Genomic DNA, 11,944 nt, shown 5'->3' with positions numbered 1-11,944 from the left:
AAGCTGACTTCATGACGCGCCACAGACTCCAGTCGATCACGGTCGAGGGGTACACCTCGATCCGTTCGGCACAGGTCGAACCGCGCGGCCTCAACGTGCTCGTCGGTGCCAACGGCGCGGGCAAGAGCAATTTCATCGCCGCGCTCGCCCTGCTCGGCAGGATCGTCGACGGCGAGCTCAACCTCTTCGTAGGTCAGGCCGGTGGCGCCTCGGCACTGCTCCATGGCGGGCCCAAAGGAGATGCGAGCATCAGGCTCAGGCTGGATCTCGGCTCCGCCGGCTACGAGGCCGTCCTCATCCCCGCCGCAGGCGACGAGCTCATCTTCGGAGAGGAGCGCGTCTGGTTTCCCGGCGAAGACTCCACAGCGCCTCTGGAAATATCGGTACTCGGTCGTGGGCATCGGGAAACCCGGCTGGCCGCCGTTGCGGAACGAAACGCGATCAACGGCCCCATGGACATCATGAACATCCTGCGCGGCTGCCGCGTCTTCCATTTCCACGACACCAGTCGCAACGCACCCGTCAAGCAAACCGGGTACGCATCCGACAACCTCGCCCTGCACCCGGACGCGGGAAACCTGGCCGCCGTTCTGCTCCGGCTGAGAGAAACCGATACCGCCGCCTACCGCCGGATCGTCCGTACCATCCGACAGGTAGCTCCGTTCTTCCGCGACTTCGTCCTCGTCGAGGAGAACGACCGCCTCCGGCTTCGCTGGCAGCAGGAGGCCTCCGACGTCGTCTTCCCCGCCAACGCGCTATCCGACGGAACGCTGCGGTTCATCTGCCTGACCACCCTGCTCAGCATGCCGGACCTGCCCCATCTCGTCGTGCTCGACGAACCGGAACTCGGGCTACACCCCTACGCCATCGTGCAGCTTGCCGAGATGCTGCGCGCGGCCAGTCACGACAGCCAGGTCCTCATCGCCACCCAGTCAGTGACCCTGATGAACCAGTTCGCACTGGATGACCTCATCATCGTCGAACGTGCCAGAGGGGCTTCGGTCTTCGACCGTCCGGACCCGGCGCGGCTGCAGGACTGGTTGGCCGACTACTCTCTGGGCGACCTCTGGGAGAAGAACCTGCTCGGCGGCAGGCCACAGGTCGAGTCCGGGTGACCTGAGTGCGCAGACTGCACATCCTCCGGTTCGATGAGGAGCGATGGCGAGCCGCGGCGGGCGCGGGTGGCGGTGCTCGGTGGGCTGGAAAGGCCCCCGTTTCGGGGCCTCTCCAGCATGGTCATCGTTCGTCCGGTGGCCTGAAGATCACTTTGTCGTCGACATAGCAATCGCAGTTGCCGCAGCCTGGGACCACGTCGGTTCTCCCCTCACCTGGGTTGCCTCGACCGTACGACAGTCGATCGCCTCCTTGGCTGACCGGGAAGGTCAGAGTCGCGTTCTCTCCACTTCCCGCTCGGCTGCTCGCGTGCCGGATCCTCGGACGCCACGACGTCATCGGCGGGAGGGGGCACGAGGCGGCAGGCCCAGCCAGCCCAGAGGGCAGCGATCTGGGTCAGTCCTGGCGCCACTCGGGTGCCAGGATGGAATGCACGACGGAGTCTCGCCATCGGCCCCGAACCTTGATGTGGCCTCGGATGCGGCCTTCCTCGACCATGCCGAGCCTGCTCATCACACTCGCGGAGGGCTGGTTGTCAGGGCTGCGCGCGCCCCAGACCCGGTACAGGCCTAGCTCGTCCAAACCGAGCTTCAGCAGGAGCCGCACTGTCTCACCGCCCAGGCCTTGACCCCACAGGTCCGCGCGCAGGGCGAAACCGATCTGTCCGCTGGACTGTGCCGGATGCTGAGTGTCGATGGCCAGCCGCGCGAATGCGGCCAGTTGCCCGGAGGGCAGAGCCGCGGCAAGTGAGTACTCGACGCGTGGCTCAACCTGGGCGGCATCGGTCACGCTGGCGATGGTGGCCTTCACCTGGTCGCGGGAGCGTGGCTCGAAGCTCATGTGCTCGACGACCTGCGGATCGCCGTAGATGCCGGTGAGGGGATCCACGTCGTCGGGCGTGAACTCGCGCAGGCTGAGCCTGGGGGAAGTGATCATGACGGGATACATGTCTGCTGACCCTAGCGGCCGCGAGGCAGCAGGGCTCTGGCCGAGACCTGCCCGTACGTCTCGATCTCCTGCTGGAGCGCTCGCGCTGCGGCGACACCGCGGAAGTCGGGAGTACACAGGGCAGCGTGGACGCGCATCACGCTGACGACGATGCCGCCGATGCGCTGGTCCACCGGTAGATCCAGGACAGGTCTGAGGGCTTCCATCGCGCCGTCGAGGTCGCCCATGGCGGCTCTGGCGAGCGCTTGGTCGGCGCGCGCTCCTGCTTCGTCGCTGTAGGAGCGCTCCTCCGGCGCGGCCTCGCTGTAGGCCGTCAACGCTTCGCCTGCGACGCGTTCGGCCTCCTGCTCATCACCGGGGAGCCACACGCGGGTGTCAGCGGCGTAGTAGAGCTGGCGAGGCCGAGAGAACGTCATGATGCCGCCGAGCTCATCCAGCTCATCATGCTCGACCTGGTCGCGTGCCGCGTCGGCCCGCTCGATCGCGGCGATCGCCTGATCACCATTGCCGAGCACCGCCCAGACTCGAGCCTCCTGCGCTGGCAGCCACACCGCGGTCGTCCCGCGGGCCTGGTCGGCGTACTCGGCGCCCGCCTGGGCGTACCGGACGGCTTCGTGCGGCCAGCCCGCCCAGTAGGCGACCATCGATTGCAGGCCCTTGGTCCAGGCGCGCAGTCCATCGTGGCCGGCCTGGTCAGCGCACACGAAGGATGCGCGGGCCTGGGTCATGGCGGCGTGCGGGTCGCCGAGGTCATGAGACGCCTTGGCGAGCATGCCGCTGAGGACCCCGGCGAGCAGGTACATCTCGGCGGCTTCCGCCGGCCGCTGCCTGCCCTCCAGCAGCCGGAAGGCGACGTCCTGCAGGTCGATCAGGTCCCCCAGCAGCACCGGTAGGGATTGTTGAGGGTAGGCCAGCGCGAGGCGGACGACCTCGGCGCGAAGCTGGTCCAGCGTTTCCGGGCCGATGTTGCTGCCCTCGGCGAGCGCAGCAAACCGCAGTGCTCTGCGTGCGGCCATTTCTACCTCCCTTTGCAGGCTGTCGGATGCTGGTATCTGTACCAGTGGCCGTGCCCTTGCTGTTGACGTCGAGCTCTCCGCGGCCGGGACGGCTGGGGAGACGGTGAATCCGGCGTTGCATCGGATCAGGACATCCCGCTCCGCGGGGTCAAGCCGCTCCAGCGCCTCGGGATCGAGCAGCCGTAACGGTGTCGTCCTGTAGAGGCTGGCCAGCGTGATGAGCTGCGCTGCCTGCGGTGCGCGAGACCCTGCAGCGGGGAACAGCTCCAGCCGCGACAGCATGGGCTGGTCGATCACCGTGGTCGGCGCTTGGTGCCGCCACCGGTCCACCACTTCGGGCTGGCTCAGTCCGAGCGCCATCCGGAAAGCTGCCATACGAGTACACCGGCACAGGTGCCGGATCTCGTCGGCGATCTCCTCCTGCCCGCGGCCCTGATTCTCCATCCGGGCGCGCAACCGGTTGACGTCCCTCTTGCTCCATCCGCTCATCACGAGGCTCCCTGGAATGAGGCGCTGGTGGCAGAGTCCTTGCTGCGACGGCCCTTCGGCAACCGCCCAAATCGATCAGCGGCCTTTCGCGTGACATAGAACCGCCATCACGCGACGCATAGGAGCAGGTCAGGGGGCTAGCAGAGCGCATAAAAAGCATGTCGCCACAACCGGTGACCGAAGCGCCACGCAGAGCTTTACTGAGCTCAGACCTTCCGCGACGGCTCGGGGCGATCGCCTCTCGCCCCCATCACCCCCCGAGGCCCCTATGCCCCCCAGACAGTTGTTCCCCTCTGCCGCGCGCTCGGCCGCTCAGATAGCCGGAGTCGGGAGCCACCAGCGTGCGATCCCGTGGCCTCGAGATGTCCCGTCTCTTGAGGCCACGGGCTCCACCTGCGCGCCGGACCACAGCATGGCGCGGCCACTGATTGTGACGCGGAAGGCGTGGCTCGTATGGGAGCGGCGTTGGGCGCGGACCTACTGCGCGTGGCACATGGCTGATCCCCGGATCTGCACGGTCGTGGAGCCGGCGAACCTCACCGAGCTGTGGCAGCTCATGGCCACCGCCGAACTGGAACTCTGGCGGGCCTCGGTCCCCACTTCGATACGGCGGCCCACACCCGTAGGCCAAGCCGTGCAGGCCCGCCAGACCTCACCTCGCGATCCCGGGGCACCGCGGCGCACCCGAAAGGCCAGCAGGCCGGATCGGGCTTCCCGGCGCCGTGGCTGCCATCACAGGTCCGAGCATGCACGGTCAGCCTCATGAACTCCGTCATGATGCGGGCGATGTGGGGCACGGAGCCGTTCCGCGACACGCTGCGGTCAGCCCCCACCGACACGCCTTCTCCGCCACCACCCGAGGTGGCGGCCGCTGGGACCGCACATTCATCCAGGCGAAGGGCCCTACGATGACCGCTGAACTTCTCCCCGCACACGCAGCGACCACGCTGAGACCGGTGGAGTTCCTCGAGCTGGACCTGACCAACCGCTGCCAGCTCAAATGCAGCCACTGCTACGCCCAGTCCGGCCCCAGCGAGGGGCACGGCATCATGACGACCACCGATTGGGAGCGGCTCCTCGACTCCGCGCCGGCGGCGGGCATCCGCAAGGTCCAGTTCATCGGTGGCGAGCCCACCATGCACCCCGACTTCGCGCGGCTGCTCGGCCGCGCGATCGGCAACAGCCTGAAAGTCGAGGTGTTCACCAACTTCTTCCACATCACCACACACCCGTGGAGGCTGTTCTCGCAGCCAGGCGTCGGCCTGGCCACCTCCTACTACAGCGACGACCCCGCCGAGCACGATCGGGTCACCGGCCGCGCCGGGAGCCACTCCCGTACGCGCGCCGGGATCATCGAGGCGCTCAGCCGTGGCCTGCCGCTCCGGGTGGGGATCATCGATCTCGGCGACGGGCAGCGCGTCGAGCAGGCCCGGGCCGAACTCGACGCGCTCGGCGTCACCCGGATCCGCGTCGACCGGGTGCGCAGAGTCGGCCGCGCCGCCGACCGCACCCAGACGGCGCCGAACGTTGGCGAGCTGTGCGGCCGGTGCGGCGACGGCCGCGCGTCCGTGTCTGGCGCCGGTGACGTCCGCATGTGCGTGCTGGCAAGGTTCCTGCCCTCGGCGGGCAACGTCCGCGAGCAGAGCCTCGTCGACATCTTCGGCGGCGCCAAGTGGCGGGACCTGCGCGCCCAGGTTCCCCGGCAGCGCCCGACCTCGGCATGTAATCCGGACAACGACAGCAACGACTGCTCCCCGGCGGAAACCATCAGCGACCCGCCTCACGCCGTCCTGGCCAACACCCCGGCCTGGCAGGACGCCTGCAACCCGGACAGCGACGGCAACGACTGCTCGCCCGCCGAGACCATCTCGGACCCGCCGCTGGCGCTGCTGCCTGCCGTCATCAGCCGCCGCGGTGATGCTCGCGGTGGTGCGGTGGCGGAGGCTGGTACGGCGAGAGCAGACTGCTGACCATGGACTGGATCCCCCACGCGGACGCGCTCGCCGACCGCGTCTCCCGCCCCGGCTCGCCATGGCGGCTGGTGGTCGCTGCCACGCCCCGGCACGGTTTCGTCCCCCGGTGGTGGAAAGCCGGCGGCGGGACGTGGGCGTTGCAGAAAGGGTCCAGCGATCCGGAGGCGTGGCTGGCCACCGCATACAGCGACCGCACCCTCGTCACCCAGGTCGGCCCGCTGCACGCCGACCACGCCACGCAGGAAGACAAGCCGGTCGGCAAGCCCACCTCGTCGTCCACGTTGCCGAGCCTGGTCGTGCAGATGTACGAGCACGCCGCCATCGAGCCCACCTCGACCGTGCTGGACGTGGGTACCGGCTCCGGGTACGGCACGGCCGTGCTGTGCGAACGGGTGGGCGTCGACCGCGTCACCTCCATCGACGTGGACGCCTACTTGGTGAAGGCCGCCACCGAGCGGCTCGACGAGATCGGCCTCCGGCCGCGGATGCTCGTCGGCGACGCCACCGGCCCGCTACCGGGTCCGGTGGATCGGATCGTGGCCATGGTGTCGGTACGGCCGGTGCCGCCGTCGTGGCTGGAGGCGCTTCCCGTAGGCGGCAGGCTGGCGACGACCATCACCAACACGTCGATGATCCTCACCGCGACGAAGACTAAGGACGGGAGCGCGGTCGGCCGGATCGAACGGGACTGGGCGATGTTCATGGCGACCCGCGCGGGACGGGACTATCCGCCCCGCCATCACGCCCTCGTGGACAAGGCCCGCACGGAGGATGGTGAGGACATCCACATCGGCCGGTTCCCGGCGCTGGACGTGGTCGAGGCGTGGGAGGTGCGGTCGATGCTGGAGCTGTCGGCGCCGGACATCGAGCACCACTTCGACGACGACGGGTACACCCGTACCGCGATCATGGTTCACCCGGACGGGTCATGGGCGCGAGCTGTGCAGGAAGGCCGCTCGTTCCCCACGGTGCATCAGGGCGGCCCGCGCCGCCTGGGGAACCTCCTGGACGAAGTGCGTGACTACTGGCTGCAGCACGGCCAACTCCCGCTGCACGGCGCGCTCGCCCGCGTCGCTCCGGACGGGTCCATTCACCTCCGGCGCGGCCGGTGGACCGCCACCATCAGCGCGTAGCAAGGTAGCCGCAGCCCAGCGCTCCCGGTTCAGGGAGGGAGCGCTGGGCTTACTCACGTCCTGCGTCGGACGCCACGACGTCATCGGCGGAAGGGGGCATGATGTCGTTCTCGGCGCCCCAGCCGGTCAAGCGGACGTCGACGATGTACGAAAAGCGGCGGGCAGAGCCGCCGGAATGCTGTCCCTTCCACGAACCCCGGAGCCGGCGCACGAGCTGATCCTCACCGAGCCAGAGCCGCCAGGAGACCTTCGTGCGCACATCCGTGCGCACATCGAATCCTGAGAACGATCCGGGGGCGGCCCTTTCGAGCCGGCCGACGGTGATCTCGCCCTGGCAGAGGGTGGTTCGAGTGCCCTCGTAGACGCCTGCGGGCCGCTTGACCCGGGTGGTGGCCAGCACCGCCTTCAGCATGACCGGATCGGCGAGCTTGATCCAGTCGGCGTCCAGCGAAGGCTGGATCTTCTTGTCCTCGTTGAGTGTCCAGTGCTTGCCCTTGCGGGTGGCCGAGTCCCGGACGTACTCGCGGCCACCGAAAACGATCTTCCGTATGGGGCGTGTCAGATACTTGAGATCGGAGCGATACATCAGATCGGTGGCGACGATCTTGCCTGTGCCGAACTCGGCGGTGCCCTTGGTCCAGAAGTGGACCCGCTTCCGACCCTTCATGGCGGTGAAGCTCTTCGACATCGTCACGCCGCGGTTCTCGACGAGCTGGCGCTTGAGCGTGTCTGCCGGAAGGAGCCGGGCGTCCGCGGTGGCGCTGAATCCGGCGACCCCGACAGGGACGGTCACCATGAGGGCGAACGTGGCTCTCCATGCCTTCCATCGCCTCATCCGCGGCCCCTTCCCGTTCGTGCCCCGCCGCGCGGCGAGCGCTGCGGCGTGATCTTCTCATTCTGGTGTCTCGCTCTCATCACGGCGGCGGCCCTCCGGCCCTACGGACGGGGCGCGGTGGTCCGAGACGTGGTCGTGATCTTCTCTTGGAAGGATCCAACCCCTTTCATCCAGCGTAAGGATCTTCGATGAAGCGAGTGCTGGCCCTGGCCGCTGTCGCCGTGCTCGTTCCGGGCGCCCCTGCGCAGGCGGCGCCCAAGGACCCTGTCAGGGCCCTGGAGGGGCAGTTCGCCGACGGCAGGGGCGTGAAGTTCACCGATACCGCGACCCTCTACCTGGGTGGGAACCGCAAGGTCACAGCCCGCCGTACGGGTGCCTTCCGGTTCGGCGCGTCAGGGACGGTTGCCGCCGATCTGACGGGGAGGCTCATGGGCAGTGTCACCGACGTCGCCATGGACCTGCCTGAGGGCTCCGCGGGCCTGAGCAAGCCCGAGCGCGTCATCAGCATGGGGAAGACCTCCTACATCTCGGGCGGGTTCGTCGGCGAGTTCATGCCTGAGGGCAAGACGTGGCTCAAGCGAACGAACGACCGGCTGCTCGGAATCACGAGTGGGTACACCCAGCTCGTGAACGTCACCGAGCCGAAGACGCTGAAGGCGCTGCTGGCCACGGGCAAGCCGTCCCGTGGCGCCCACAGCGGAGAGATCACGTTCGGGGAGCTGTACAGGATCTCGCCGTGGTTCCGCCACTCGCTGCCTGTGAAGCGCTCGCCGGAGGCGGTCGTGACCTGGAAGCTGCAGGTCGGCTCCGACGGGCTGGCCCAGCGGCTGACGACCTCCTACCCGGCGACCGCGATCGGCTACCACGTCTCAGGCCTGACGATGAGAGTCGACACCCGGTTCACCGGGTGGGGCGCGAAGGTTTCGGTCAAGGCGCCGCCGAGCGGCCGGGTGACGGCCAAGCTCGACACCAGTGACGGTGACATCCCCACGATCCCGCTGGTCACCGAGACCGAGTGATGCCCGGGCCCGGTGTACGCCCCGGGCCCTTTCCTGAGCGCCCAGGCGTCCTTGTGCGCGGGCCTTCTCGGGCACCCCGGTACGCGGAAGATTCTCGGGCGACCCGGTCGTGTACGGCGCACTCCCGGCGGGCACGGCCTACCTCACCCCGCAGTGCCGGGAAAGACGAGGCCCAGCTCGTAGGCGAGGACGGCCGCCTGGGTGCGGTCGCGGGCCCCGAGCTTGTCCAGGACGTTGCGGACGTGCGTCTTGGCCGTTTCTCGTCACGCCCCTGCCTGCTGGGGGTTGACCCGCTCCCCCTGCTGGGCGTTCGCCCGCTCTCCTCACCGGGCGTTCTTCCAGTCGCATTCTCCATTGGCTGCGCCGCAGGTCGACCTGATCACTTCGCGGCGACCGCGAACTCGCGCAAGAGCGCATCAACGTAGATGCTGCCATCTACCAACTAGTTGGTTGACATCCAACTAGTTGGTTGCCTACGGTGCCGTTCATGACAACGTTCGTCCGTACGGCACCGCCACCCGCACCCCAGGCGATCTCACCGGCCCCCACGCTGGTGGTCTTCACGTTGACCGCGATCATGTCGGCCGGGCAGCTCTACTCCGTGATCCCCCTCCTCGCCGACATGGCCGCCGACTGGAGATCAACGCCCGACGGGCTGAGCTGGCTGGTGACGGCGTTCGGCATCGGCTACGCCGCGGGGTTCCTCGCCTTCGGCCCGCTGTCGGACCGGTACGGGCGACGCCGGATGATCGGTATCGGCCTGCCGCTCGCGGCGATCGTCACCGCGCTGGTGGCGCTCAGCCCCGGCCAGGAGGTCGCGCTCGGCCTGCGCGTCCTCCAGGGACTGGTGGTGGCGATCTTCCCGCCCGCCGCCCTGTCCTACCTGGCCGAACGTCTGGAGCCCCGCCACCGCATGGTCGGCATCACCGTCGTGACCAGCGGGTTCCTCGCGGCCGCCGTCCTGTTCCAGATCGCGGCCCAGGCACTGGTCGGCGTGGTCGGCTGGCGCGGCCTGTTCGTCGGCTCGGCGGTCCTGTTCGCCGCCGCGGCGGTGGCCACCCGCCTGATCATGCGGCCGGACGAGACGCGCGACCGCGCGGGCTCCCTGACGGCCGCCTACCGGGCGATCCCGGCCCTGCTGGGCAACCCCGCGCTGGTGCTGCGGTGCCTGGCGACCGTCACCGTGCTGCTCACCTTCGTGGCCGCCTACACGGGACTGCAGATCAACGGCACCCCTGACCTGCTGGCACTGCGCGCCGGAGGCCTGCCGTCGCTGCTGCTGATCCCCCTGCTCATGCCGTGGCTGGCGCGTGTTCCCGCGATCCCCCGCGCCCTCGCGGCCTTCGCCCTCGGCTCGCTGTCGCTCGCGCTCGTCGCCGTGACCGGCCCCGGCACGGTCGGCCTGACTCTTCTTCTTGCTGTGTACGTCGCCGCCGTCGCCCTGGTCACGCCCTCGCTCAACGTGTCGATCGTCGCGCTGGCCGGGCAGGCGCGCGGCGCCGCGCTGGCATTGTTCACCTTCGCCCTGTTCCTCGGCGGCAGCCTCGGCCCCCAACTGGCCGCCGCCTTCCCCGGCCTCACACCGCTCATGTACGGCCTGGCCGCGGCGCTGCTCGCCGGCGCGCTGGCCGTGTACGTCTCGACCCGCAAGAAGATCTCGGCCCGAAAGGAGGACGCGTGAGGGCGTGAGGGCGTGGGCGAGGCGCCCGCCCCGCCGTACGCGAGGATCCGGCGAGGCCCGGGAACCGGAAAGCAGCACCGCCCAACGGAGAGGGCGGTGCTGCTTTCTCCTGTGGCCGGGAAGGAGCCGGGGCGCAACGCTTCCCCGTGCCACGGCTGATCCCGACGATCCGATGCGCGCTGTCGGCCGCTGATGTCTTGCCACGCTCAAAGGGGCAGGCAGCCGTCATGATCTTTTGCGCACGGATCGCCAGCCTAGGTGATCAGCCGTCACTCCACTACCAAAACCCCCAAATCGGGTCACCCCCAGGCGCCGGCCACCTGCTTGGTGGAGGCGTTGAGCCGGTTCCAGAGGTTGACGGTGGCGATCCCGAGGATCAGCGCGGCCAACTGCTGCTCGTCGTAGTGCTTGGCCGCCTCCTCGTAGACCTCGTCGGACACCGGCTCGGGCCGGTCGCTGAGCCGGGTGGCGGCCTCGGCGAGGGCCAGGGCGGCGCGCTCGGCGTCGGTGAAGTAGGGCGCATCCCGCCATCCGGCCACCGACCAGAGGCGCTCGTCGCTCTCGCCGCCCTTCTTCAGCGCACGGGCGTGCATGTCGACGCAGACGCTGCAGCCGTTGATCTGGCTCGCCCGCAGGTTCACGAGTTCGAGCAGCTGCTTCGGCACGCCCGCCTGCTCCACGGTCGCGCCCACGGCCTGAAGGGCCTTCAGCGCGCCGGGAACCACCATCGCCGGGTTGCCCATACGTGCTTCCATAATCATTAGCCTCCGCGTCGGCCTGGTTCGTGCCTTCGCTGATATGACGATCCCGGGCCGAGGAGTGTGACAGCTCTCTGGAGGAAAAAGGAGATAAACCATACGATCTTGAGGCGCCATCCCATCAGCGAAGGAGCCCCAGCATGTCCGGCGAGCACGCCCCTCACCCACGGTCGGACCTGGCCGCCAGGATCAAGCCCGACATCCCCCACGCGGCCCGCATCTGGAACTACTGGATGGGGGGCAAGGACAACTTCGAGGCCGACCGCGCCGCCGGTGACGCCGTGGCCAAGGTCTACCCCGACATCGTCACCATGGCCATGCAGTCGAGGCTGTTCCTGCGCCGCGCCGTGTCCTACCTGGCCGCCGAGGCGGGCATCGACCAGTTCCTCGACATCGGCACCGGCCTGCCCACGATGCAGAACACCCACGAGATCGCCCAGGCGATCACACCCGCCTCGCGCATCGTGTACGTGGACAACGACCCGCTGGTCCTGACGCACGCTCGCGCGCTGCTGGTCAACACCACCCCCGAGGGGGTGACCACGTACGTCGACGGCGACTACCACGAGCCCGAGCTGATCATCTCGGATGCCCGGAACGTGCTCGACTTCACCAGGCCGATCGCGGTCATGTTCATGGGCGTCCTCGGCTACGTCGCCGACCTGGACGAGGTGCGCTCCATCGTGTCGCGGGTGATGGCGGAGGTGCCCTCGGGCAGCCACCTGGTGCTGTGGGACGGGACCAACACCGGCACGGAGGTCAGCGAGGGCAGCGACAAGCTCGCCGAGTCGGGGGCCGTGCCGTACTACCTGCGCACGCTGGACGAGCTCGCCGGATGCTTCGCGGGCCTGGAGCTGGTGGAGCCGGGCCTGGCGCCCATCTCGCACTGGCGGCTGCCGGACGACGCCGACGAGGTGCAGCGGATCGACGCCTACGGCGCGGTGGCCCGCAAGCCGTAACGGAAACCCCGGCGGGCGCA

The 11,944-nt window shown here is 68.9% G+C and carries 10 protein-coding genes and 1 pseudogene; 6 read left to right on the top strand and 5 right to left on the bottom strand.

The features are described from left to right. The first annotated feature begins 11 nt into the window (after nucleotides 1-11). Nucleotides 12-1,115: an AAA family ATPase gene (locus ACFXJ8_RS12465; RefSeq protein ID WP_379643954.1), complete on the top strand. Its 1,104-nt coding sequence runs from the start codon at nucleotides 12-14 to the stop codon at nucleotides 1,113-1,115. A gap of 394 nt (nucleotides 1,116-1,509) precedes the next feature. Here the strand turns inward: ACFXJ8_RS12465 and ACFXJ8_RS12460 are convergent, their stop codons facing one another. Further along, nucleotides 1,510-2,061, bottom strand: coding sequence for a GNAT family N-acetyltransferase (locus tag ACFXJ8_RS12460; protein ID WP_379643953.1), 552 nt, complete (start codon nucleotides 2,059-2,061; stop codon nucleotides 1,510-1,512). 11 nt (nucleotides 2,062-2,072) lie between these two features. Next, nucleotides 2,073-3,533, bottom strand: coding sequence for a hypothetical protein (locus ACFXJ8_RS12455; RefSeq protein WP_379643952.1), 1,461 nt, complete (start codon nucleotides 3,531-3,533; stop codon nucleotides 2,073-2,075). A gap of 989 nt (nucleotides 3,534-4,522) precedes the next feature. Between ACFXJ8_RS12455 and ACFXJ8_RS12450 the strand changes: the two genes are divergently transcribed. After that, on the top strand, nucleotides 4,523-5,536 hold the full coding sequence (locus ACFXJ8_RS12450) for a radical SAM/SPASM domain-containing protein (protein ID WP_379643951.1): 1,014 nt from the start codon (nucleotides 4,523-4,525) through the stop codon (nucleotides 5,534-5,536). A 2-nt stretch (nucleotides 5,537-5,538) separates the two neighbouring features. Continuing rightward, nucleotides 5,539-6,672: a methyltransferase domain-containing protein gene (locus tag ACFXJ8_RS12445; protein WP_379643950.1), complete on the top strand. Its 1,134-nt coding sequence runs from the start codon at nucleotides 5,539-5,541 to the stop codon at nucleotides 6,670-6,672. A gap of 49 nt (nucleotides 6,673-6,721) precedes the next feature. Here the strand turns inward: ACFXJ8_RS12445 and ACFXJ8_RS12440 are convergent, their stop codons facing one another. Further along, the gene (locus ACFXJ8_RS12440) at nucleotides 6,722-7,468 is read right to left on the bottom strand and encodes a hypothetical protein (RefSeq protein ID WP_379643949.1); all 747 of its coding nucleotides are present in this window, start codon (nucleotides 7,466-7,468) and stop codon (nucleotides 6,722-6,724) included. Nucleotides 7,469-7,695: 227 nt separating this feature from the next. Here ACFXJ8_RS12440 and ACFXJ8_RS12435 point away from each other — a divergent pair, with 227 nt between their 5' ends. Beyond that, nucleotides 7,696-8,526, top strand: coding sequence for a hypothetical protein (locus ACFXJ8_RS12435; RefSeq protein ID WP_379643948.1), 831 nt, complete (start codon nucleotides 7,696-7,698; stop codon nucleotides 8,524-8,526). 143 nt (nucleotides 8,527-8,669) lie between these two features. Here ACFXJ8_RS12435 and ACFXJ8_RS12430 read toward each other — a convergent pair. Next, a pseudogene (locus ACFXJ8_RS12430) lies at nucleotides 8,670-8,774 on the bottom strand (DNA-binding response regulator); the annotation flags it as partial. Between the two features lie 239 nt (nucleotides 8,775-9,013). Here ACFXJ8_RS12430 and ACFXJ8_RS12425 point away from each other — a divergent pair. After that, nucleotides 9,014-10,207, top strand: coding sequence for an MFS transporter (locus ACFXJ8_RS12425; RefSeq protein WP_379643947.1), 1,194 nt, complete (start codon nucleotides 9,014-9,016; stop codon nucleotides 10,205-10,207). A gap of 299 nt (nucleotides 10,208-10,506) precedes the next feature. Here the strand turns inward: ACFXJ8_RS12425 and ACFXJ8_RS12420 are convergent, their stop codons facing one another. Then, nucleotides 10,507-10,962 (bottom strand): carboxymuconolactone decarboxylase family protein, encoded by a 456-nt coding sequence (locus tag ACFXJ8_RS12420; protein ID WP_379643946.1) that lies wholly within the window; start codon nucleotides 10,960-10,962, stop codon nucleotides 10,507-10,509. A 143-nt stretch (nucleotides 10,963-11,105) separates the two neighbouring features. Between ACFXJ8_RS12420 and ACFXJ8_RS12415 the strand changes: the two genes are divergently transcribed. Continuing rightward, nucleotides 11,106-11,924, top strand: coding sequence for an SAM-dependent methyltransferase (locus ACFXJ8_RS12415; RefSeq protein ID WP_379643945.1), 819 nt, complete (start codon nucleotides 11,106-11,108; stop codon nucleotides 11,922-11,924). The last annotated feature ends 20 nt before the right edge of the window (nucleotides 11,925-11,944 follow it).

Origin of the sequence: Nonomuraea sp. NPDC059194, assembly GCF_042754765.1 — a bacterium.
In the GTDB taxonomy this organism is placed as follows: domain Bacteria; phylum Actinomycetota; class Actinomycetes; order Streptosporangiales; family Streptosporangiaceae; genus Nonomuraea.
The sequence above is the reverse complement of the archived record's forward strand: the minus strand, read 5'-3'. Positions and strand labels throughout refer to the sequence as shown.